This is a genomic window from Salinilacustrithrix flava (assembly GCF_041228405.1).
GTDB lineage: Bacteria > Actinomycetota > Acidimicrobiia > Acidimicrobiales > Salinilacustritrichaceae > Salinilacustrithrix > Salinilacustrithrix flava.
Map to the genome: position 1 here is coordinate 689,437 of NZ_CP133888.1, position 22,034 is coordinate 711,470.

Annotated in this window: 18 protein-coding genes and 1 tRNA gene; 4 read left to right on the top strand and 15 right to left on the bottom strand. The window is 71.6% G+C overall.

The genetic code is table 11. The annotated features are described in order from the left end of the window. Positions 1 to 44 precede the first annotated feature (44 nt). From RGQ06_RS03350 to topA, 10 genes are all read right to left on the bottom strand, one after another. The gene (locus tag RGQ06_RS03350) at positions 45 to 2,138 is read right to left on the bottom strand and encodes a beta-propeller domain-containing protein (protein ID WP_432429301.1); all 2,094 of its coding nucleotides are present in this window, start codon (positions 2,136 to 2,138) and stop codon (positions 45 to 47) included. A gap of 43 nt (positions 2,139 to 2,181) precedes the next feature. Beyond that, complete coding sequence (locus RGQ06_RS03355; RefSeq protein ID WP_432429300.1) at positions 2,182 to 3,480, bottom strand: hemolysin family protein; 1,299 nt, start codon at positions 3,478 to 3,480, stop codon at positions 2,182 to 2,184. Further along, positions 3,477 to 4,769: a hemolysin family protein gene (locus tag RGQ06_RS03360; protein WP_432429299.1), complete on the bottom strand. Its 1,293-nt coding sequence runs from the start codon at positions 4,767 to 4,769 to the stop codon at positions 3,477 to 3,479. Before RGQ06_RS03360 ends, RGQ06_RS03355 begins: the two co-directional genes overlap by 4 nt. Beyond that, the gene (locus RGQ06_RS03365; RefSeq protein WP_432429298.1) at positions 4,766 to 6,067 is read right to left on the bottom strand and encodes a hemolysin family protein; all 1,302 of its coding nucleotides are present in this window, start codon (positions 6,065 to 6,067) and stop codon (positions 4,766 to 4,768) included. The genes RGQ06_RS03360 and RGQ06_RS03365 overlap by 4 nt, the downstream gene beginning before the upstream one ends. Positions 6,068 to 6,155: 88 nt before the next feature. Continuing rightward, the gene (locus RGQ06_RS03370; RefSeq protein WP_432429297.1) at positions 6,156 to 6,491 is read right to left on the bottom strand and encodes a hypothetical protein; all 336 of its coding nucleotides are present in this window, start codon (positions 6,489 to 6,491) and stop codon (positions 6,156 to 6,158) included. Positions 6,492 to 6,499: 8 nt separating this feature from the next. After that, positions 6,500 to 6,572 (bottom strand) — tRNA-Thr (locus RGQ06_RS03375). 44 nt (positions 6,573 to 6,616) lie between these two features. After that, the gene (locus tag RGQ06_RS03380; RefSeq protein ID WP_432429296.1) at positions 6,617 to 7,726 is read right to left on the bottom strand and encodes an ATP-binding protein; all 1,110 of its coding nucleotides are present in this window, start codon (positions 7,724 to 7,726) and stop codon (positions 6,617 to 6,619) included. Between the two features lie 99 nt (positions 7,727 to 7,825). Further along, entirely contained in the window at positions 7,826 to 8,437 is a 612-nt protein-coding gene (tmk, locus tag RGQ06_RS03385; protein ID WP_432429295.1) for a dTMP kinase, read from the bottom strand. Next, complete coding sequence (locus RGQ06_RS03390) at positions 8,434 to 9,963, bottom strand: MFS transporter (RefSeq protein ID WP_432429294.1); 1,530 nt, start codon at positions 9,961 to 9,963, stop codon at positions 8,434 to 8,436. The genes tmk and RGQ06_RS03390 overlap by 4 nt, the downstream gene beginning before the upstream one ends. 54 nt (positions 9,964 to 10,017) lie before the next feature. After that, a complete protein-coding gene (topA, locus tag RGQ06_RS03395; RefSeq protein ID WP_432429293.1) occupies positions 10,018 to 12,705 on the bottom strand; it encodes a type I DNA topoisomerase in 2,688 nt (895 codons plus the stop codon). Positions 12,706 to 12,763: 58 nt separating this feature from the next. On the opposite strand from topA, the gene RGQ06_RS03400 reads away from it, so the two are divergent. Beyond that, positions 12,764 to 13,198 (top strand): hypothetical protein, encoded by a 435-nt coding sequence (locus tag RGQ06_RS03400; protein WP_432429292.1) that lies wholly within the window; start codon positions 12,764 to 12,766, stop codon positions 13,196 to 13,198. A gap of 70 nt (positions 13,199 to 13,268) precedes the next feature. On the opposite strand, the gene RGQ06_RS03405 is transcribed toward RGQ06_RS03400, so the two are convergent. Both RGQ06_RS03405 and RGQ06_RS03410 read right to left on the bottom strand, forming a co-directional pair. Next, positions 13,269 to 14,453, bottom strand: coding sequence for an acetyl-CoA C-acetyltransferase (locus RGQ06_RS03405; protein ID WP_432429291.1), 1,185 nt, complete (start codon positions 14,451 to 14,453; stop codon positions 13,269 to 13,271). A 153-nt stretch (positions 14,454 to 14,606) separates the two neighbouring features. Then, positions 14,607 to 15,773: an alcohol dehydrogenase catalytic domain-containing protein gene (locus RGQ06_RS03410; protein WP_432429290.1), complete on the bottom strand. Its 1,167-nt coding sequence runs from the start codon at positions 15,771 to 15,773 to the stop codon at positions 14,607 to 14,609. Between the two features lie 104 nt (positions 15,774 to 15,877). Here RGQ06_RS03410 and mce point away from each other — a divergent pair, with 104 nt between their 5' ends. After that, on the top strand, positions 15,878 to 16,285 hold the full coding sequence (gene mce / locus RGQ06_RS03415) for a methylmalonyl-CoA epimerase (protein WP_432429289.1): 408 nt from the start codon (positions 15,878 to 15,880) through the stop codon (positions 16,283 to 16,285). Here mce and RGQ06_RS03420 read toward each other — a convergent pair. Then, positions 16,282 to 18,288 (bottom strand): putative bifunctional diguanylate cyclase/phosphodiesterase, encoded by a 2,007-nt coding sequence (locus RGQ06_RS03420; RefSeq protein ID WP_432429288.1) that lies wholly within the window; start codon positions 18,286 to 18,288, stop codon positions 16,282 to 16,284. The genes mce and RGQ06_RS03420 overlap by 4 nt on opposite strands. Positions 18,289 to 18,391: 103 nt before the next feature. Between RGQ06_RS03420 and RGQ06_RS03425 the strand changes: the two genes are divergently transcribed. Beyond that, positions 18,392 to 19,366, top strand: coding sequence for a potassium channel family protein (locus RGQ06_RS03425; RefSeq protein ID WP_432429287.1), 975 nt, complete (start codon positions 18,392 to 18,394; stop codon positions 19,364 to 19,366). Position 19,367: 1 nt separating this feature from the next. On the opposite strand, the gene RGQ06_RS03430 is transcribed toward RGQ06_RS03425, so the two are convergent. Further along, a complete protein-coding gene (locus tag RGQ06_RS03430) occupies positions 19,368 to 19,892 on the bottom strand; it encodes a DUF305 domain-containing protein (protein WP_432429359.1) in 525 nt (174 codons plus the stop codon). Between the two features lie 145 nt (positions 19,893 to 20,037). On the opposite strand from RGQ06_RS03430, the gene RGQ06_RS03435 reads away from it, so the two are divergent. Beyond that, positions 20,038 to 20,901 (top strand): 5'-3' exonuclease, encoded by an 864-nt coding sequence (locus RGQ06_RS03435; protein ID WP_432429286.1) that lies wholly within the window; start codon positions 20,038 to 20,040, stop codon positions 20,899 to 20,901. Positions 20,902 to 20,907: 6 nt separating this feature from the next. Here RGQ06_RS03435 and RGQ06_RS03440 read toward each other — a convergent pair whose 3' ends face one another. After that, positions 20,908 to 22,002 carry an ATP-dependent DNA ligase gene (locus RGQ06_RS03440; RefSeq protein ID WP_432429285.1) on the bottom strand — a complete coding sequence of 365 codons (1,095 nt, stop codon included), beginning with the start codon at positions 22,000 to 22,002 and terminating at the stop codon, positions 20,908 to 20,910. Between the last annotated feature and the right edge of the window lie 32 nt (positions 22,003 to 22,034).

Here is a 22,034-nt window from a genome sequence, read left to right on the forward strand (position 1 = left end):
ACTTCATCCCTGCTTCGGAACGGCTGGATGCGGCGGATGACCGGCTAGCGGAATCCGGTGAATACCCCATCTGTCGGGTTCGCGAAGTCCGACACGACCACGCCGCCGTCGAACAGCGACCAGAGCCGCCCCTGCACGACCAGCGCCCGCGAGGGGTAGCGGCCCTCGGCCGTCACCAGCGCCCGCTCGGTGATGCCGGTGTCGGCCACGTCGAGGACGACGATGCCGCTCTCGGGGCTCCCGCCCCCGAAGCGCTCGAGCGGCACGACCACGGCCGACTCCGGCGCCCAGTGCAGGAACGCCTTCGGGTCGTCGCCCGCGACGGACCAGGCGTCCCGTTGGGTCCACGTCTGCAGCTGCGCCGGCGCCGTCGGGTCGGCGACGTCGAAGAGCGACACGAGCAGGCCCTGGTCACGACCCTCGAGGTCGGCGTCTCGGCCGATGCCGACCAGCCGGCCCTCGCCGACCGGGTGCAGGTAGGACGAGAACCCGGGGATCTTCAGCTCACCGACGGCGCGGGGCGCCCTCGGGTCACTGAGGTCGATCACGTAGAGCGGGTCGGTCTGGCGGAACGTCACGACGTACCCGACCGGTCCCATGAAGCGGACCGACTGGATCGTCTCGGTCACCCCGAGACCGGTGACGGCGCCGACCTCGACCAGCGCACCGCCGTCGAGCTGCAGCACGCGGACACCGGACTGGCTGTCCTGGCCACCGCCCCACGGCGCGCCCTCGGTCGTGGCCGCCCGCAGGTACCCGTCGTGCTCGGACAGCGAGTACTGGTTGAGGAGGTGCCCGGGGATCTCGCCGGCGCCGAGGTGGGCGGCCGGGCCGTCGCCGCGCAGGTCGAAGGCGTGGAGGGCGGTGGTGAAGTCCTCACCCACGATCCGGCCCTGCTCCTGGAGGGGGACGTAGGTGTTCGCCGCCACGTAGAGGGTGCTGGTCGAGGCGTAGACCGTCCCGGCCTCGGCGACGACCGTGGTCGTGTCGGCCGGGTCGAAGCCGTCGGCGAAGTCGACCCGGAGGACCGAGGTCTGCGCGATGCCCGCGTTCACCTCGGGGACGAAGACGTCCTCGCAGGCGACCAGGCTGCCCTCGGTCGACGTGCGCGAGGCCACCTCACCGTCGTCGGCCACCGTGGTGCGGAACGCGGGCAGCCAGTCGTCGATGGTCGTGTCGCCGACGCCGGCCTCCATCGCCGCCAGGCCCGCGTCGACGTCCCCGCCGCCTCCCATGCGCACGGCGACGTCGTCGAACAGCGGCTGAGCGTCGGGGTAGCTGCTGACCACCACGCGGGCGACCCCGTCGACCACCCGGGTCGACACGTGCTGGCCCTCGATCTCGGTGGTCTGCACCACCTGGGGGGCCCGGCGGTCGCTGACGTCGAGCAGCTGCAGGACCGTGCCGGCCGCGAAGGCCGGCGGCTCGGTCGGCATGGGGAACGGGTCCACCGGGATCGGCTCCTCGTCGGGCACCGGACCGGACACGGCCGCACCGTCCTCGATCGGCATCGGCATCGGCATGGGCATGGGCATCGGGTACCCGTAGCCGCCGCTGGTCACGACCAGCATCCGGTCGCCCTGCAGGAGCAGCTGCGCGCCGTAGGACGCGAGCGGCGTGCGGCTGAGCACCTCGGCGGTCGACCCTTCGAGGATCACCAGGTGCGCCTGGTCCGGCCCGTGGTCCACGACGTAGACGAACTCGCCGTCGTTCTCGACCACGTCCGGCTCGTCGATGCCGGCCTCCTGGGTGTTGGTGTCCGACGACGACCCCTCGGCGGCCTCGAGCTGCGCGCCGGCCTCGTCTGGCGCCGCGGCCCGCTCGGCGCTGGGCCCGGCGGTCAGGTCCGCAGCGACCTCGTCGAGGTCCCCGCCGGTCGTCGCTGCGCCGTCATCGGCGACGCCGAACATCTGGTCCGACAGCACCGCCGGCGCGAACGACTGGAAGTCCTCGAGCACCGCATCGCAGCTCCGGTCGCTCTGCAGCACGACCGGCGCCGCACCGCGGAGGCCCTGGAAGGCCTGCCCGCCGCTCGTCGGCGGCGAGCCTCCCTCGCTGCCGCAGGCGGTGGCGGCGACCGCAGCGGCGGCCAGCAGAGCGAAGGTCCGGATCCCCCGGCGGACGTGTCGAGTGCGCATGGCCATCCGACGTCGGAGCCCGGCGCCTGGTTCCCGGGTCCGGTCAGGTCTCCAGTCGGCGGACCCGGACCGTGGTGATCTTGTGGCCCTCCACGTCCTCGACGACCAGCTCGTGCCCCTGCACCTCGACCGCCGTGCCGGGCCGCGGCACGGTGCCGTGCGCGGCGAGGACCAGACCGGCGACGGTGGCGACCTCGTCGTGGGTGAAGGTGAGGCCGTGGTCGTCGCGCAGCTCGGCGAGGGTGACCTCGCCGTCGAGGCTCACGGAGCCGTCGTCGTGGTGGACGGCAGCGGACGATCCCGACTCGTCGCCTTCCTCCATGACCTCGGCGATCACGTCGTCGAGCGTGACGACCCCGAGCGTGCCGCCGAACTCGTCGACGACGAGGCAGGCGTGGGTGCGGGTGCGCTTGAAGCGCTCGAGCAGCTGCTCGGCGCTTGCCGTCGCCGCCACCGTGGGGAGCGGCCGGATCAGCTCCTCGACGACGACGGCGGATCGCCGCGAGGCCCGGATGAAGTCCTTGATGTGGAGCACGCCGACCACGTGGTCGAGGTCGCCGTCGATGACGGGGTAGCGGCTGCGTGGGGACGACGCGACCTGCGCCGCGACCTCCTCGGCGGTCGCTCCCAAGTCGAGCACCTCGAGCCGGCCGCGCGAGGTCATGAGCTCCTCGGCCCGCCGCTCGTCGAGGTCGAAGATGTTGCGGATCAGGTCCCGCTGCAGCGCACCCAGCTGGCCGCTGTCGGCGGCCTCGTCGGTGACGATCTCCAGCTCGGCGCTGGTGTAGAGCGCGGTGCTCTTGTCCGGCTCCGGGATGCGGAGCAGGCGCATGAGGCCGAGCGCCGTCGCGTTCAGCACGACCACCATCGGGCGGAACACCAGCCCGAAGGCCCGCATGGCGGGGTTGACCCGCAGCACCACCGACTCCGGGGACTGCAGGGCCAAGGCCTTGGGGATCATCTCGCCCAACACGACGTGCAGGAACGTGATGGCGCTGAGGGCGATGGCGAAGCCGACGACGTGCGACGCCCCGTACGACAGGCCCAATCGGTCCTCCAGCGGTCCGTAGAGCCACCCGGCCACGGCCGGCTCGCCGTACATGCCGAGGCCGATGCTGGCGAGCGTGATGCCCAGCTGGGCGATGGCGATGTAGCCGTCCTTGCCGGTGGGGCGGTCGAACACGCCGAGCAGCCAGCGGGCCGCGGTGCTGCCCGAGTCGGCCATGGCCTGGACGCGGCTGCGTCGTGCGCCGACCAGCGCGAACTCGGCGGCGACGAACAAGCCGTTGACCAGCACCAGCACGAGCACGGCGACGATGGGGAGCACGACGGTCGTGATCATGCGCCACCGTCCGGGAGGTCGAAGCTGGCTCGCGCGACCGCCGTGCCGTCGACCCGGTCGACCCGGAGGACGACGCCTCCGGGCCCGACGGGCACCTCGTCACCCTCCCGGGGACGGCGGCCGAGCTCGTGCCACACGAGCCCGCCGATGGTGTCCACGTCGTCCTCGGTCAGGATCGTGCCGAACCGGTCCTCGAGCACCTCGACCAGGACGTCGCCGCGGACCGACACCCGTCGCTGGTCCACGGTGATCGGGTCCTCCTCGACGTCGAACTCGTCGAGCACCTCGCCGAAGATCTCCTCGATCGCGTCCTCCATCGTGACGAGCCCGGCCACGGAGCCAAACTCGTTCACCACGAGGGCGCAGTGCTGCTCCTCGTTCCGCAGCTCCTCCCACAGGCCGGGCACGGTGAGGACCTCGGCGACGGCCGGCACGGAGCGGGCCAGCTCACCCACGGTGCGGTCGCCGTCGTCACGGGCCGCGACCCACAGGTCGCGCAGGTGCACCAGGCCGATGACGTCGTCGGCGGCACCGGTGACCGGGAACCGGGTGTGGGCGCTGTCGGCCAGCCGTCCGAGGGCATCGCTGGCGCGCAAGGTCGCCGGGACCGTTGTGAGGCGACGCCGCGGCGTCATGATCTCCCGCACGAGGCGGTCCTCGACGTTCAGGACGCCGGCGAGCATGTCCCGCTCCGAGGCGTCGATGAGCCCGCCGGCGGCGCTGGCCCGGTAGAGCCCCGCCAGCTCCTCGGGCGAGTGCACGTGGGCGTGGGAGTGGTCCACGGCGAGGCCCCAGAGCTTCATGAGCCGGAAGGCCGACCCGTTGAAGATCGCCACCAGCGGCCGGAACAGCCACTGGCTGATGGTCATCGGGGGCAGTGTGAGCATGGCCAGCTTCTCCGGGTAGCGCAGCGCCGCCGTCTTGGGCAGCAGCTCGCCGAGGACCACCTGCACCGAGGTCACGCCGACCAGCACGATCAGCACCGCCACCGCCCGGCCACCGACGGAGCCGAGGGCGGGCTCGAGCAGGGGCGTGAGCGCAGCCTGGCCGTAGGCGCCGGCCACCAGGCTCGACAGGGTGATGCCGATCTGGCACGCCGCCACGTAGCTGTCCAGGCGCTTCGGGTCGTTGAGGATCTCGAGCAGCCGGCCGGCGGCGGCGCTCCCGCCCGCTGCGTCCTCCTGGACGCGCGATCGCCGAGACCCCACTGTGGCGAACTCGGCGGCGACGTAGAGCGCGTTGAACGAGACCATCACGGCGATGATCAGCAGGGGGATCGCGACGCTCAACGGCGCTCCTCGGATGGGTCGGCGGTCACGTCGTCGGATCCTCGCGGGATGGCTCGCACCTGGGTGATGGCGTGGCGGTGCACCGTATCGACCACCAGCTCCCAGCCATCCAGGAGGACGCGGTCGCCGGGCTCCTCGGGCACACGGCCGAGGCGATCCAGGATGAGGCCGGCGACGGTGGTGTACGGACCGTCCTCCACGCCGTCGATGCCGATGTCGGTCAGGTCGTGCACGGGGAACTGACCGGGCAGGACCAGGGACCCGTCGTCGTGGCGCTGCACCGACAGGACGTCGCGGTCCGTCTCGTCGTAGATCTCGCCCACCAGCTCCTCCACGAGGTCCTCCACGGTCACGATCCCGGCGCCCGAGCCGTGCTCGTCGACCACGACGGCCAGCTGGGCGTGGGACTGCTGCATCTGGTGGAGGGCATCCAGCACGCCGGCGGTCTCGGGGAACGCACGGATCTCCGATGCGGCGTCGGCGACCGGCCGGTTGCCGAGCCCGAGCAGGTCTCGGAGGTGCACCACCCCGATCACCTCGTCGAGGTTGCCGTTCGCCCCCACCGGCGCCCGGGAGTGACCGCTCGCCGCCAGCGCTTCGAGGGCCTCGGCTCCGGGTTGCTCGGCATCGAGCACGAAGACCTCGCCGCGGGGCCGGAGCACCTCTTCGAGGGTCCGCTCGGCGATCTCGAACGCACCGTCGATGATGAGCCGCTGCTTCGGGGTGAAGCTGGTCTGGACGGCGACCATGTCACGCAGCTCCTCCTCGGTGATCTCCTCGCGGTCCTGGTGCGGGTCACCGCCCATGAGTCGCACGGCGACGTCGGTCGAGTGGGACAGGAGCCACACGATCGGCCGGGTGAGGACCGAGATGAACGCGAGCGGTCGGGCGGTGACCATCCCCCACCGCTCGGCGCGCTGCATGGCGACGCGCTTGGGGGCGAGCTCGCCGAAGACCAGCGTGACGTAGGCGAGCACGAGGGTGACCACCACGACGGCGACGGGCTCCGCCGCGCCACCGAGGAAGCCGAGCGGCTCCTCGAGCGGCTCGGCCAGCGACACGGCGGCCGCCGCCGAGGCCAGGAACCCGGCGAGGGTGATGCCGATCTGGATGGTTGCGAGGAAGCGGTTCGGGTCGCGGGCCAGGTCGGCGAGCACCGCACCGGTGCTGGACTGGCGCTCGAGGCGCTGCAGCTGGCCCTCGCGCAGCGACACCAGCGCCAGCTCGGTGCCGGCGAAGGCGGCGTTCAGGAGGACGAGGACTCCGACGAGTCCGAGCTCGGGCAGGACATCACGCACGGGAAGGCTCTCAGGGGTCGGCGCCACGCGGGGCGGACGGCACGGGCGGGGCCGGAGTCGGGGCGGCTCCAGCGACGGCTTGGGGCGCTCAGGCGCCCGGCGGTCCGCGCAGCGTCGGTGGGCTGCAGCCTCGGTGGACCCGTGGGGCCTCTGCGATGTCCGCACACCGGTGCGGGCGCACGTCGGGCAGGTCGTCCACGCTGGACGCCGGTCCGGAGTCGGCGACCTCGTGCGCGCTCTGCTCGACCTGGACCGGATCCTGGCGGGCCGCGTCGTCGACGATGGGCGCGGCGCCGGTGGCATCGGTGACGGTGGTGTCGGCGCCGGCCACGGCGAGCAGCACGCCGAGCAGCGCCAGCACCGCGAGGACGAGCGAGAAGGGCCGGACCGACACCGGTTGCGGAGGGGGGTCGTCGCTCTGCATGTGCTGAGAGCCCGAAGTGGGAATTGAACCCACGACCTACGCTTTACGAGAGCGTCGCTCTGCCGACTGAGCTATTCGGGCGGGACCGGAGAGGGTAGCGCGGAGGGCCGGCGCCACCAGATCGTTCAGAGGGGATCGAGGCCGCCGACGAGTGCCTGCAGCAGCAGCGTCTCGTTCGGGTTCCGCACGAGCGCCTCGGCCGCCTCCTGGACGGCTCGCAGGGCGGCGAGGTGCGGGGTCGGGTCGCCGGCGGTCGCCAGCCGGTCGCGGTACTCGCCGGCCAGCACGGCCAGCCCGAAGCGGATCTCGGCGTTGCGGTGGCGGCGCACCTCCCGCTTGTGCTTCTTCTCCAGGTCCTTCAGCGGCGTGGTCCGCATGCCGTAGGCCTCGATCTGCTCCTCCAGCGCGAGCCGCTCGGCCTCGTGGCGCTCGTCGAGCGCGCCCTGGGCCGCATCGATGTGGGCGACGACCTCGTCGACCAGCGCCGCTGCGGTGTGGCCGGTGCGGTCGACCCGGTGGGGGATCGATGCCCACGAGTCGCGGCGCACGACCAGGGACGGATCCCGTGCCAGCAGCCGCGCCCGGTGCAGGTCGCCGCCGGCCGCTGCGGCGGTGGTGGCCGCGACCTCACGGTCGACCCCCTCGGCGACCAGCCGGTCGGTGACCGCGTCCTGGGGGACGGGCCCGAGGTCGATGCGGACCGAGCGGCTGGCGATGGCGACCAGCTCGTTGGGGACCTCCTCGGCGAGGATCACGAACACCGTGGAGGCCGGGGGCTCCTCGATCGTCTTGAGCAGCGCAGGGCCGGCCTGCTGCACCTTGTGGAACTCCTCGAGCACCAGCACCTTGCGGCGGCCCTCGACCGGGCTGCGGCTGGCCGCGGTGACGATGTCCTCGGCGTCGCCCATGGTGAGCGCCGCCCCCTCGGGCTCGAACACCTGCAGGTCGGGGTGGGACTCGTCCAGGCACAGCTCGATGGCCCGCTCCACGTCGCTCCCCCGGCCGGCGGCGTCGATGGCGAGGAGCGCAGCGGCGAAGGCCCGCGCTGCGGCTCGCTTGCCGCTGCCCGCCGGTCCGACCAGCAGGTAGGCGTGCACCGGACGGGTCGCCGCCGCCTGCAGCGCGGCGACCGCCCGCCCCTGGCCCACGACGTCGTGCCAGATGTCGGCCCGCTCGACGAGGGCCTCGACGTCGGACGGGGCGAGGGCGGCCCCGAGATCGGCGGTGTCGGTCACGCCCCCATCCTGCCCGACCGCCCCGAGCGCCCGTTCAGTGGTGCGAGATCGACCGGATCTGGTCGATCTGCGACCAACGAACGGGTGGTCGCCGTGCCCTCAGCCCAGGTCGGGGAGGCGGGCGGTGACCGCGCCCCAGACGGCCGCAGCGATGTCGTCCGGGTCGCCGGTCGCGTCGATGACCACCCAGCGGTCCGGGTGGGAGGCGGCCTGGGCGAGGAAGCCGTCCCGGACGCGCTCGTGGAAGCCGTCGGCCTCGGACTCGAGCCGGTCCGGTGCCTGGTGGGCGATGCGCTGGCGGGCCACCTCGACGGGCACGTCGAGGAGGACGACGACGTCCGGCAGGAGCTCGTCGGTGGCCCACCGGTTGAGCCGCTCGACCCCGGCGGGGTCCAAGCCGCGCCCGTGGCCCTGGTAGGCGATCGAGGAGTGCAGGTAGCGGTCGGTCACCACGTGGCGGCCGGCGGCGAGGGCGGGCCGGATGACGGTGGCGACGTGCTGGGCTCGGTCGGCGGCCATGAGCAGCGCCTCGGTGCGCGGGTCGAGCTCACCGGTGGCGGGATCGAGGAAGATGCCCCGGATCGCGGCGCCGACCGCCGTGCCGCCCGGTTCCCTGGTGAGCAGGGCATCGAGCCGGCGAGCGATGCGCTCGGTCTGGGTCGACTTGCCCGCGGCCTCGCCGCCCTCGAAGGCCAAGAACCGCGCCGTCATCCGTCGATCCCCTCGCGCTCGGCCGCGTCGGGCGGTGCGCCGCCGCGGTGGACGGTCGGGGGACCGGTGACCAGCTCCTTGCGGGCTGCATCGAGCATGGAGTGGGCGGCGATCACGCCGGCCACCACGATGATCGCCGCTGCGGTCCACAGGGTCAGCCGGACGCCGGGCACGGCGATGGAGACGCCGAACAGCCCGACGTGGCCGTCGTCGAAGAGGTTCTCCGAGAGCTCGCCCAGCAGCTCGGACAGGAACGGCCCGACCGCGAAGGCGATGAGCACGCAGAGGCGCACCAGCGTGTACAGCGCCGAGAAGATGCGACCCCGCAGCTCGTCCTCCACGTGCTCGTGCAGCATCGTGAACCCGAGGACGTAGACGCAGCCGGCGCAGATGCCGAGCACGAAGACGAACCCGGCCGCCAGCTCCAGCGCCGACATCGACGCGGCGGTGCCGAGCGAGAAGCCGGCGACGAACACGGCCACGACGAAGGTCCACTCCTTGGGCACCCGCCGCTGGAACACCGAGATCGTGATGACCCCGCCGGCGACGCCGAGGCCGAGGGCGAAGATGAGCACGCCGAAGCCGGACTGCCCCGCGCCGAGCACCTGGTCGGCGAACACGGGGCCGAGCGGCACGAGCATGCCGCCGCCGATGAGGCCCGTGGCCAGGCCGAGGTTCACGGCGCGCACGACGGGGTTGAGGAACACGAACTGCCACCCCTCGCGCAGCTCGCGCCAGGCGGCGCCGAACTCGACGCGCTTGGCCCCTCGGCCCCGATCCGCCTTGCGCCGGCGGGGCAGCGGGAGCGACCAGATCATGAGCGCGGACAGCAGGAACGTCCCGGCGTCGAAGTAGAAGGCCAGGCCCTCCTGGGTCCCCCGGACGACGCTGAGCAGCTCGAAGTCGCCGATGGTGTCGGACAGCTCGGCGAGCAGCGAGAACAACCCGGCGGCGATGGGGATCGTGCCGTAGGCGGCGGCGAGGGAGAGCGAGTTGGCGGTGGTGAGGTGGTCCGACGGCACCAGGTGGGGCACGGAGGCCTCCTTGGCCGGCGCCCACAGGAGCGTGAAGACCTCCATCACGAGGGAGGCGACGATGAGGCCCGGGACGGTGTCGACGAACGGCAGCGACGCCAGCACCAGGGCGCGGCCGACGTCGCACATCACCATGAGCCGCTTGCGGTCGAAGCGGTCGGCGAACACGCCGGCCGCCGGGCCGAGGAAGAAGCCCGGCACGATGCGCGCCGACATCACCAGACCGACGGCGGCCTCGGGTCGATCGCTGATGCGGGTCGCCAGCGCGGCGATGGCGAGGAAGCCCAGCCAGTCGCCCGTGGCCGAGACGACCTGGGTCAGCCAGAGCCGGAAGAAGGCGGTCGACCCGAACAGGCGGACGTGCCCGCGGGGCTCACGCTCGCCGAGGGCATCCATGGCGATGGTGGGCAGCTCGGCCTGGGAGTCCGGCGTGCCCACCGGGCCCTCGCCGGGACGCGGCGGCGTCGGTCGCGCATCGGGGGACTCCGCCACGGGGCAGACGTTAGAGAACCGGGGAGCGAGAACCGCCGATGTCGGCTCGCTCCGCTACTCGGACGCCTTCTTGGTGGCCTTCTTCTTGGCCACCGACTTCTTGGCCGCGGTCTTCTTCTTCGTCGCCTTCTTCTTCGTCGCCTTCTTGCGGGCGCCGGCCTTCTTCTTCGGCGGGTTGGTCTCCCGTCGGATCTGCAGGAGCTCCGCGGCGCGCTCGATGGTGATCTCCTCGACGAGGTCGCCCTTGCGGAGGCTGGCGTTGGTCTCACCGTCGGTGACGTAGGGACCGAAGCGGCCGTCCTTGACGACGACGGGCTTCTCGCTCACCGGGTCGTCACCCAGCTCGCGCAGCGGCGGCTTCGGCGCCGCCTGTCCGCGCCGGCGCTTCGGTTCGGCGAAGAGGGCCTTGGCCCGGGCCATGTCGACGGTGAACAGCTCGTCTTCGGACTCGAGGCTGCGGGCGTCGGCGCCCTTCTCGTCGCCCTTGGAGATGTAGGGGCCGTAGCGCCCGTTGCGGGCCAGCACCGGCAGGCCGGTCTCCTCGTCGGTGCCCACCACCCGCGGCAGCGACAGCAGCCGCAGGGCGTCGTCGAGGGTCACCTCCTCGGGCTTCATGTCCTTGAGGAGGGACTCCATCTTCGGCTTCTCGTCCGGCGGGAGGGTGTCCTGGTCGCCGAGCTGCACGTAGGGCCCGTACCGGCCGGTCTTGACGTAGACGGGCAGTCCGGACTCGGGATGCTCGCCGATGGGCTCGTCGCCCTTGGGCGCGGCCAGCAGCTCGAGCGCCTTGTCCAACGTCAGCTCGTCGGGCGGGAGGCCCTCCGGGATCGACGCGGTGTCGTCGTCGCCGCGCTTGACGTAGGGGCCGTAGCGGCCGGGCTTGGCCACGACCATCTCGCCGTTCTCGTCCATCCCGAGCGGGAAGGTGTTGACCTCGGCGGCGTCGACCTTCTCCAGCGCCTCGTCGACCACGACGGAGAGGCCCTTGCGGGCACCCGGGCCGCCGCTGGAACCGTCGTCGCCGAACCAGAAGCGCTTGAGGTACGGGACGCGGTCCTCCTGGCCGACGGCGATGAGGTCGAGGTCGTCCTCCATCTTGGCGGTGAACTCGTAGTCGACGTACTCGCCGAACTGGCGCTCCAGCACGTTGACCACGGCGAAGGCCGTCCACGTCGGCACCAGCGCGTTGCCCTTCTTGAACACGTAGCCGCGGTCCTGGATGGTGGTCATGATCGAGGCGTAGGTGGACGGGCGGCCGATGCCCAGCTCCTCCATGCGCTTCACCAGCGACGCCTCGGTGAAGCGGGCCGGCGGGCTGGTGGTGTGCCCGTCGGCGGTGAGCGCCGGCGTGGGCAGGGCGTCGCCCTCGGTGACGGCGGGCAGGACCGACTCGGCATCGTCGCGCTCGGCGTCGTCGTCGTCGCTGTCCTCGACGTAGGCCTTGAGGTAGCCGGGGAAGGTGATGACGCGACCGGAGGCACCGAACGTGCACTCGTTGGCCGGCTGGCCGTCGTCGGCCCGGGCCTCGGCGACGATGCGCATGGAGATGGTGCGACCGACGGCGTCCTCCATCTGGGAGGCGACGGTGCGCTTCCAGATGAGGTCGTAGAGGCCGAGCTCGTCCTTGCGGAGCTCGCCCTTCACCTGGTCCGGCGTGCGGAAGGTCTCGCCGGCCGGGCGGATGGCCTCGTGGGCCTCCTGGGCGTTCTTGGACTTGCCGGCGTACTGGCGGGGCTCGGCCGGGACGTAGTCGGCGCCGTAGAGCTCGCGCACCTGGCTGCGGGCTGCATCGATCGCGGTCTGCGACAGCGTGGTGCTGTCGGTGCGCATGTAGGTGATGTAGCCCTTCTCGTACAGGCCCTGGGCGATGCGCATCACCTGGTTGGCCGACATGCGCAGCTTGCGACCGCCCTCCTGCTGGAGGGTGGACGTCATGAACGGCGGCTTGGGCCGGCTCCGCCACGGCTTCTCGTCGATGGAGCGGACCGTGTACCGCTGCTCGTCGAGTCGGGTGCGCAGGCTCGTGGCCGTGGGCTCGTCGACCACGGCGACGTCGTCGCGGGTGACCCGGCCGTCCTGGCCGAAGTCGCGCCCGGTGGCGACGCGCTTGCCGTCGAGCGCCACGAGTCGGGCGGTGAAGGCGGGGTCGGTGGGGAAGGCCGCGGTGAGGTCCCAGTAGTCGGCGGCGACGAAGGCGATGCGCTCCCGCTCGCGCTCGACGACCAGTCGGACGGCCGGGCTCTGCACGCGACCGGCCGACAGCCCGCGGTTCACCTTGCGCCACATGATCTGGCTGACCGGGTAGCCGTAGAGCCGGTCGACGATGCGGCGGGTCTCCTGGGCGTCGACGCGGTGGTAGTCGATGTCGCGTGCGTTCTCGACCGCGTGCTCGATCGCACCGCGGGTGATCTCGTGGAACACCATGCGCCGGACGGGGACCTTGGGCTTGAGCACCTCCTGGAGGTGCCAGGCGATGGCCTCGCCCTCGCGGTCCTCATCCGTCGCGAGGTAGAGCTCGTCGGCGTCCTTCAGCAGCGCCTTCAGCCGCTTGATGACGTCCTTCTTGTTCGGGTTGACCTCGTACTCGGTCTTGAAGTCCGAGTCGACGTCGATGCTGAGCCCCTTGGAGGGCAGGTCGCGGATGTGGCCCACCGAGGCCTCCACGACGTAGTCGCCGCCGAGGAACTCGCTGATCTTCTTGGCCTTGGCGGGGGACTCGACGATGACGAGCGGCTTGGACACGGCAGCAGGGTATGAACGACCTCTCGCGGCGTGTCAAGGCGCCGGTACCGTGCCGGCGGTGGCCGACCTGCTCCGCTTCGTGCTCCGACTGGCGGACGACGAGGCTGCTCGGGACCGGTTTCGCTCGGCGCCGAACGCCACGTTCGAGTCCGATGTGGACGACGCCGCCACGGCCACCGGCGAGGACGTCGAGGCCGTCGCCGAGGCGCTTCGCCACCGCCTGCCGGCCGCGTCCGCCGCGCTCGTCGAGCTCCCCACCCCGGCACGGCCGGTTGGTTCGGAGACGCCGCGCGACGCGGCCCTGCGCCTGCTCGTCGGGCTCTGCGACGCCCTCGACGGGCCGGCCGTGGAGCCCGTCACCCTCCCCCACCGCGAGCTGCGACCCGATCCGCCCCCACCCGCCGAGACGGCCCGGGGCGGCGGCGACCCGGTGCCCACCGAACCCCCCGGTGGCCGGTGGCTGCACCCGGTGATCCCCGACGACGACCCCTGAAAAAGCGAACTTGCCTACCGATTCCCCCGCATGCGAGGGGATCGGTAGGCCAGAACGGTTTCGGGGGGTGCTACTTGAGGGTCTTGACGATGATGGCGTCGCCCTGACCGCCACCGCCGCACAGGGCCGCGGCGCCGTACTCCACGTCGCGGCGCTTCATCTCGAGCAGCAGCTGCAGCGCGAGGCGGTTGCCGGACATGCCCACGGGGTGGCCGAGGGCGATGGCGCCGCCGTTGACGTTGACGATGTCGTCCGAGATGCCGAGGTCGGTCATGGAGGCCAGGCCGACCGCGGCGAAGGCCTCGTTCAGCTCGTACAGGCCGAGCTGGTCCTGCGACATGCCCGAGCGCTGGAGGGCGTCCTTGATGGCCCGGCTCGGCTGGGTGAGCAGCGACGGGTCGGGACCGGCGACCTGGCCGTAGCCGACGACCTCGCCGAGCGGCGTGATGCCGAGCTCCTCGGCCTTGGCCTTGGAGACCACGATGGTGGCGGAGGCGCCGTCGGAGATCTGGCTGGCGTTGCCGGCGGTGATGTTGCCGGCCTTGTCGAAGGCGGGGCGCAGCTGGGCGAGGGACTCGCCGGTGGTGTCGCCACGGACGCCCTCGTCCTCGCTGACCATGACCGGGTCGCCCTTGCGCTGGGGCACGGGGACCGGGACGATCTCGTCGTCGAAGAGGCCGTTCTTGGCCGCAGCCGCGGCCCGCTGGTGGCTCTGGGCCGAGAACTCGTCCTGGGGCTGGCGCTCGAGGCCGGCGGAGGCGGCGTACTTCTCGGTGCCGGCGCCCATGGCGCACATGTCGAAGGCGCAGAACAGACCGTCGTGCATCATCGAGTCGACGACCTTCTGGTCACCGATGCGGTAGCCGCTGCGCGCGCCCGGCAGCAGGTACGGGGCGTTGGTCATGGACTCCATGCCGCCGGCGACCACGATGTCGGCCTGGCCGGCCTGGATCATGAGGTCGGCCAGGTAGATGGCGTTCAGGCCCGACAGGCACACCTTGTTGATGGTGGTGCCCGGGACGTCCATGGGGATGCCGGCGTTGACCGCGGCCTGGCGGGCGGTGATCTGGCCGGCCCCGGCCTGGATCACCTGGCCCATGACCACGTAGTCGACCTGGTCGGGAGCGATCCCGGCCTTCTCGAGCGCGCCCTTGATGGCGATGCCACCCAGGTCGGTGGCAGCCATCGAGGCGAAGGCCCCCGACAGCTTGCCGATGGGCGTGCGGGCACCGGTGAGGATCACGGATCCGGACATAGGGCAACTCCCCCGTCGATGGTTGTGCTGCTCCGAAGGTAACCAGGCACCACTACCGCGCGGTAATGCGGTCGACGTCGGCCCGGACCGCCGCGTCCTGGCGGCGGCTGCGGAACGTGTTCCGCAGCCGCTGCCAGAACGATCAGGGACGGGTCAGACGAGGTCCTTGACGGACTCGGGCATCTCGTCGGCGACGCGGATGATCGGGATGCCGGTCTGGGTGTTCTCGTGCATCTCCTGGAAGCACCGGGGCAGGTCCTCGAAGGAGTAGATCTCGTTGTGGATCGTCGGCTTGAACACCGAGCCGTACAGCTCGGTGGCGGCCTCGCAGCCCACCGGGGTCTCGTAGTGGGTGTGGTCGATGGTGACCTGCTTCACCGACTGCACGGTGGAGTTGTAGGAGACCACCTGGGACAGCTGCCAGCCGGCGCTCACGTTGACGCCACAGCGGGCGGCCACGGCCATGCCGGCCTCGAAGACGGGGCCACGGAGCATGTCGCAGACCAGGTGCATGCCGACGCCGTCGGTGAGCCCCTTGACGTGCTTGTTGAACGCCTTGACGTCGTCGGAGGAGGCGAAGCGGTTGAACTGCTTCTGGTCGATCCCGACGATGCCGAGCTTCTCGAGGGAGTCGCGACGCTCCTTGGACCCGGCACAGAAGAAGGCGTTGTGGCCCTCGGCCTTGGCCAGCATCAAGAACAGCTCGCCGACGCCGCCACCGAAGCTGAGGACGTTCAGCCGGGCCTGGCGCTCGTAGGGGACCTTGACCCGGTAGATGCCGAGGGCGCGGCGCCACAGGTGGTAGGCGGTGGGGGCCCGCAGCGGCAGCGCAGCGATCTCCCAGAGGCTCAGCCCGGAGTCGAGCGGCGCCTTGATGAGCTGCCAGTCCTCGACCACGGCCTCCTTCGAGTACCAGCCGATCGACTCGGGCTGGTCGTAGGCCCAGATGCGCAGCGGGAAGCCGTTCTCGTCGGGCTCGCCGTTGCAGTGGGTGATGACCACGTCGCCGACGTCCAGGCGGGTGACCTCGTCGCCGATCTCGAGCACCTCGCCGACCGCGGAGTTGCCGGGGTAGATCTTGCCGCCGCGGGCCTCGGCGATGTTGATGGTGTCGGCGGTGGCGGCATGGGTGATGTTGTGCTCCGCCGACACCGCGAGGATCTTCAGCTTGACGTCGCGGGGACCGAGGTCGCGCAGCTCCAGGTCGTCGAGGTGGACGACGTTGGAGACGTCGATCTCCTCGGCGCTCTCCCCGGTCCGCTGCGCCTCGGCGGCGACGGCCTCGGCGGTGATCGCGTAGGCACGGGTCATCGTGGTCATGGGCTGCATTCCTCCGGTCGGGGCGGGTTACCGAGCGGTCATCATGTCGGATCGGCGCGTCCTGATGGGATTCCGGCTGGTCCGATCGCACTACATTTCGGGTCATGCTGCTGACCGAGATCGACCACGTCGCCATCGCCGTCAAGGACCTCGACGCCGCCATCGCCTACTACGCCGAGGCCTTCGGCGCCGAGGTCCACCACCGCGAGGTCGTGGACTCCGACGGCGTCGAGGAAGCCCTGGTCAAGGTGGCCGATTCCTACATCCAGCTCACCGCCGCCACCCGCGACGACTCCCCCATCGCCAAGTACCTGGAGAAGAAGGGCGAGGGCCTGCACCACATCGGCTACCGGGTCGACGACTGCGCCCAGGCCCTCGAGTCGATGGTCGCCGCCGGCGCCACCCCCATCGACAAGGAGCCCCGCCCCGGGTCGCGGGGCACCACGGTCGCCTTCATCCACCCGAAGGGCAGCTTCGGCACCCTGATCGAGCTGGTGCAGGAGAACCTCTAGGGCAGCGTCGCCCACGACCGGCCGGGGGCGAACTCCTCGACCGGGACGGCTGCGCTGAACAAGAAGCCCTGCCCGTCGTGGCACCCGCGCTGGCGGAGGTACTCGAGGGCTTCGGACGTCTCGATGCCCTCGGCGGTGACCTTCACGCCGAGGCGGCCGGCGATGGCCAGGATCGAGTCGACGATGGCCTCGTCGGTGCGGCTGCGACCGATCTGCTGCACGAAGCCCTTGTCGATCTTCAGCTCGTCCACTTCGAAGATCCGGATGTGCTCGAGGCTCGAGTAGCCCGTGCCGAAGTCGTCGATGGCGACGCGGATGCCGGCCCGGCGGAGCTCGGCCACCACGGTGCTGGCGCCGAGCGCATCGGCGAGCATCGTCTGCTCGGTCAGCTCCAGGCACAGGTGCCGCGCCTCGACCCCGCTCTCGTGCAGGGCGTCGAAGACGTCGTCCACGAAGCGGCGCCGCCGCAGGTCGTCGAGGGAGATGTTCACGCTGACCTCGAAGTCCGCGGCGCATCCCGCGGCGCCGAGCCACCCGGGGACCTGCGCGAGCGCGTTCTGCAGCACGCTGCGCGTCATCGCCGCGGTGAGGTTGGCCTCGTCGACCGCCCGGAGGAACTCGTCGGGCAGCAGGAGCCCCCGATCCGGGTGCTGCCAGCGCACGAGGGCTTCTGCGCCGACCACGCACAGGTCGGCGAGGCGGACCTTGGGTTGGAAGTGGACGACCAGCTCGCCGCGCTCGACCGCCCGGTGCAGCTGCTCGATCACCAGGGCGCGCTCGCTGCCCGCCCCCGCGTCGCCCTGGACGCGCACCGCGCTGCGGTCGGGGTGCTGCTTGGCTTCGACGAGCGCCTCCTCCGCGGTGCGCAGCATCTGGGAGCTCAGCGAATCCTCCGGCACCCCGCAGTCGACCGGCAGCCGGGCGAGGCCCACCGACACGCTCACCGACAGCCGCCGATCGGAGTCGTCGATGGCGATCGGCGCGGCCGCCTCGTGCTGGACGCGCTCGATCAGCCGGGCCAGGCCCACCCCGCTCTCGGCCGCGGTCTGCGCCGGGTCCTCCAGAAGGACGGCGAGGATCTCATCGGCCCCGTGGCGCCAGAGCCCGATCGCCTCGGGCAGGGCTGCCTCCATCCGGCGGGAGAGCTCGAGGAGGACCGCGTCGCCACCGACCCGTCCGTGCAGCGCGTTGATGTCCCCGAAGCGGTCGATGTCGACGAGGAGCACGACGGCGTCGAGGCCCACGGCGGTGACCTCGGCGAGGCGCTCCATCTCCGCCACGAACATGCGCAGGTTCGGCAGGCCGGTGACGTCTTCGGCCAGCGCGGCGCGCAGCTGCTGCTCGCCACGGGCTCGCTCGGTGACGTCGCGGGCCACGATGACGGCACCCTCGGTGCCATCCCCGAGCGGGATCGACGACATCGCCATCTCGAGGGTCCGGTAGGTGCCGTCCCGGTGCGCCATGCGGAACGTCCGCCGGTTGCTGCCGCCGAGCTCGAGGTTGGCACGGAACGAGCTGGCCGGGTTCACGTCGTCGGGGTGCAGGAAGTCCCGGCCTCGACGCCCGATCACGGCATCGTGGTCCCAGCCCAGGATCTCCACGAGCGCCCGGTTGGCGTAGCGGATGAGGCCGTCCGCCCCGAAGATCAGGACCAGGTCCGTCGACGTGCTCAGGATCGACTGGTAGAAGTCGCGCTGGGCGGTGACCTCCCGAGCGAAGTGCTTGTCGTAGGACCGCGTCAGCCGCCGGAGCACGACCCAGAGCACGGCGGCCGTCACGAGCACGAACACCAGCCCCTTCACGACGTCCAGGGCCTGCTGCTCGACATCTTCGTTGCGCACCATGCTGACGGCGAGGTCGCTGGCCACGATCCAGGTCGCAGCGACGGCGGCGTACCAGAGCACGACGCGCCGGCAGATGCCTGCCAGCTCGCCGCTCGGCGCGGACGCGGGAGGGCCTCCCGCCACGCCTGCGCCGCCCTCGGCCCGCTCGTCGTCGATCATCGCCCTCCGTCAAGCGCGCTGCGGGTCCCCCGGGCGTCAGTGTAGGAGCCGATGCGGCGACGCCCTGAGCATCACGGGCGCCGCGCCCGGGTAGTGGCACGTCGTGCGCGACTTCCTCCTCGTCGGCCTCGGGTGCCTCATGGTCGCCCTCGTCGTGGCCGACGTCTTCCGGACCGTGCTGTGGTCGGGCCAGGGAGCAGGCCCGCTGACCGGTGCCATCACCGCACTCGGCCGCAGGGCCCTCCCCCTCCTGTCGGGTGACCGGCGGCTCCGATCCGCCGTCGGTCCGGTCGCCCTCCTCGCCATCGTGGCCACGTGGACGGCCCTGCTCCTCACCGGGTTCACCCTCATGCTCGAGGGACAGCCCGATGCCATCCGCACGTCGGGCACGAAGCAGCCCGTGGACTGGTTCGAGCGCGCCTACTTCGTCGGGTACAGCCTCTTCACGCTGGGCAACGGTGACCTCGCCCCGGCCACCGACTTCGGCCGCGTGCTGGCCGTGGCGGTCAGCGCCACCGGCCTGTTCCTGCTCACCCTGTCGGTGACCTACCTGCTCCCGGTCATCTCGGCATCGGTGGCGTCCCGGTCCTTCGCCTCCTCGGCGCGCGCACTCGGCGACTCCCCTGAAGATGTCGTCCTGGGTGCGTGGGACGGCACCCGCATCCAGCTCGACCACCAGCTCCGGGACCTGGCCGCGGCGCTCGGCACGCTCGCCGAGCAGCACCTCGCCTACCCGGTGCTGCACCTGTTCCAGAGCTCGGACACCACCACCTCCGCCCCGCTCGCCGTCGCCGATCTGGACGACCTCCTCACCCTCCTCGACGGCGTCGACCCGCCCGTCGCGCCGCTGGCGACCCCGCGACGCCAGCTCCGCTCGGCCATCGCGACCTACCTCGAGACCTACGGGAGCCAGGTCGACGAGGACGGGACCCCGACCGTGCCCCGCACCCACCGGCTGGACGAGGCCGGCATCGCGCTGGTGGATCGGATGACCTACGAGCGGACCCTCGACGACCTGTCCACGCACCGCAAGCGGGTGCGCAGCCTCGTGGGCGCCGCGGGCGTGCCCTCGCGCTGAGCTACGACGCCGCTTCGAACTCGGGCACGGGCCGCTGCTCGGCCTCGTCCTGCGTCGTCGCCGCGCCGTTCTCGTCGATGTCGTCGATCAGCCAGTCCATCTCGGCGATCTCCTTGCGCTGCGCTTCGATGATCTCGTCGGCGAGCTCGCGGACCCGGACGTCGTCGATGTCGGCCCGCTCGCTGGTGAGGATGGCGATCGAGTGGTGCGGGATCATGCCCTTCATGTACGCCTCGTCCTCGACGAGGACCTGGGACCGGGACAGGAACTGCGCTCCGGCGAACACGACGACCGCGGCGGCCACGATCGCCAGGTTGATCCTCGTGTTCTTGTACATCATCGACATCATGAAGCCGAGCATGATCACGGCCATGGCCGCCCCCATCACGAGCGCCATGTAGAGCCGCTCCTCGCTGAAGCGGACGTGATCCCACGCATAGGTGTTCGTGTAGGTGAGCAGGAACATCACCACGGTCGACGTGGCGATCATCGCCCCGAAGCGGAGGTACATCGAGCCCTCATCCATGCCGCCGCCCCCGTCGTCGTGCTGGTCGGCGTCGTGCTGCTGGTCGGTGGCGCTCATGGCGGAGCCTCCTGGTGTGCGGTCTTTCGACCTGCCCCTACCCGCCTCGTGGCCGCGCGACCACCGCTCGCCTGGGAGGATGCATCCGATGGGACTGACCGTGCACCTGGTCGACGGGACCTACGAGCTGTTCCGCTACCACTACTCACCGAGCAACCGCGACCCCGACCGGGGCGCCGTGCGCGGGGTCGTGAACTCCATGCTCCAGCTGGTGGAGGACGGCGCCACCCACATCGGCATCGCGACCGACCACGTCATCGAGAGCTTCCGCAACGACCTGTGGGCCGACTACAAGACGGGCGAGGGCATCGACCCGCAGCTCAAGGCACAGTTCCCGGTGCTCGAGGAGGTGCTGACGGCCGCGGGGTTCGCCGTGTGGCCCCAGTCCACCTTCGAGGCCGATGACGGGCTCGCCGCCGGCGCCGCCCTCGCCGCCGCCGACGACGACGTGGACCGGGTCGTGGTCTGCACGCCGGACAAGGACATGGCCCAGCTCGTCGGCGGCAAGGTCGTGCAGTGGGACCGTCGCCAGGACAAGTGGTTCGACACGGCCGGGGTGCAGGAGAAGTTCGGCGTCCTCCCCGAGTCCATCCCGGACTACCTGGCCCTGGTCGGCGACTCGGCCGACGGCTTCCCCGGGCTGCCGGGCTGGGGGGCCAAGTCGGCGGCCGCCGTGCTCGCCCGCTACGTGCACCTGGAGGACATCCCGCCGTCAGCCGGCCAGTGGGACATCACGGTCCGCAGCGGAGCGAAGCTGGCCAAGGTGCTGCAGGACGAGATGGAGGCTGCGCTGCTGTTCCGCACGATCGCGACGCTGCAGCCCGACGCCCCGGTCAGTGCCACCATCGCCGAGATGGCCTGGCAGGGACCCCAGGACGGCTTCGCCGAGGTCGCGTCAGCGCTGGACGGCGACCGCCTCGCCGACCGAGCAGCACGCCTCGCCCGGCGCTGACGGCGCTCACCCGCCAGGAGGGGTCAGGACGTCGGCGAAGGCCATCGGCTCGACGACGTCGAGCTGGTCGTAGGTGCACTGGTGCGGCTCCTTGTCGGGCCGCCAGCGGACGAAGCGGGTCGTGCCGCGGAACCGACCCGACGTCATGATCGTGTAGCCGACCTCCACGACCCTCTCGGTGCGCAGCGGGATCCACGACTGGTCCCGCTGGCTGTTCCATCGGTTCGGCGCCCCGGGCAGCTGGCCGGTCTCGTGGGCCTCCGCCTCGTACCAGCTGCTCCAGGGGTGATCCGCGAACTCCCCCGACGCCGGATCGATCACGTAGGGCTCGAGCTCGTCCACCAGCTCGGCGCGTCGCTTGGCGGTGAACGATGCCGACACGCCGACGTGGCGCAGGTCGCCGGGTTCGTCCGGGGTTCCGGCGTGGATGCCGAGCAGGATCGAGCCGACGCCCTTGCCGTCCTTGTGCCAGCGGAAGCCGGCCGCCACGCAGTCCGCGGTGCGCTGGTGCTTCACCTTGCGCAGGATCCGCTTGTCCGGCTGGTAGGTGCTGACAGGGTCCTTGGCGATCAGGCCGTCGAGGCCGGCGCCCTCCACGCGGCGGAACCAGTCAGCGGCGACGTCGCGGTCGGTGGTGGTCGGCGTCAGGTGCACCTGCGCGCCCGGGGTGATGGCCTGCTCCAGCAGCGCCCGCCGCTCGGCGAAGGGGACGTCGAGCAGGGCCCGGTCGTCGAGGGCGACGACGTCGAAGGCAACGAACGCTGCCGGGGTCTGCTCGGCGAGCATGTTGACCCGGGACTCGGCCGGGTGGATCCGCTGGCCGAGCGCGTCGAAGTCCAACCGGTCGCCGACGGCGACGACGATCTCGCCGTCGACGACGCAGCGCTCGGGCAGCGCGGCCCGGAGCGGGTCGAGCAGCTCCGGGAAGTACCGCGTGAGGGGCCGCTCGTTGCGGCTTCCCAGCTGGATCTCGTCGCCGTCGCGGAACACCAGGCACCGGAACCCGTCCCACTTCGGCTCGAAGATCCAGTCGCCGGTGGGGATGCCGTCGTTGGCCTTGGCCAGCATCGGCTTGAGCGGGAACGGGACGGGCAGGACCATCGACGCGATCGTACGGGGCCGGAGCCAATTGA

What these genes read in the sequence shown, in the direction of transcription:
- RGQ06_RS03355 (WP_432429300.1), bottom strand. Translation starts at nt 3,480, where the DNA reads ATGATCACGACCGTCGTGCTCCCCATCGTCGCCGTGCTCGTGCTGGTG.
- RGQ06_RS03430 (WP_432429359.1), bottom strand. Translation starts at nt 19,892, where the DNA reads ATGGATGAGGGCTCGATGTACCTCCGCTTCGGGGCGATGATCGCCACG.
- RGQ06_RS03405 (WP_432429291.1), bottom strand. Translation starts at nt 14,453, where the DNA reads ATGTCCGGATCCGTGATCCTCACCGGTGCCCGCACGCCCATCGGCAAG.
- RGQ06_RS03420 (WP_432429288.1), bottom strand. Translation starts at nt 18,288, where the DNA reads ATGATCGACGACGAGCGGGCCGAGGGCGGCGCAGGCGTGGCGGGAGGC.
- mce (WP_432429289.1), top strand. Translation starts at nt 15,878, where the DNA reads ATGCTGCTGACCGAGATCGACCACGTCGCCATCGCCGTCAAGGACCTC.
- tmk (WP_432429295.1), bottom strand. Translation starts at nt 8,437, where the DNA reads ATGACGGCGCGGTTCTTGGCCTTCGAGGGCGGCGAGGCCGCGGGCAAG.
- RGQ06_RS03410 (WP_432429290.1), bottom strand. Translation starts at nt 15,773, where the DNA reads ATGACCACGATGACCCGTGCCTACGCGATCACCGCCGAGGCCGTCGCC.
- RGQ06_RS03440 (WP_432429285.1), bottom strand. Translation starts at nt 22,002, where the DNA reads ATGGTCCTGCCCGTCCCGTTCCCGCTCAAGCCGATGCTGGCCAAGGCC.
- RGQ06_RS03370 (WP_432429297.1), bottom strand. Translation starts at nt 6,491, where the DNA reads ATGCAGAGCGACGACCCCCCTCCGCAACCGGTGTCGGTCCGGCCCTTC.
- RGQ06_RS03350 (WP_432429301.1), bottom strand. Translation starts at nt 2,138, where the DNA reads ATGCGCACTCGACACGTCCGCCGGGGGATCCGGACCTTCGCTCTGCTG.
- RGQ06_RS03435 (WP_432429286.1), top strand. Translation starts at nt 20,038, where the DNA reads ATGGGACTGACCGTGCACCTGGTCGACGGGACCTACGAGCTGTTCCGC.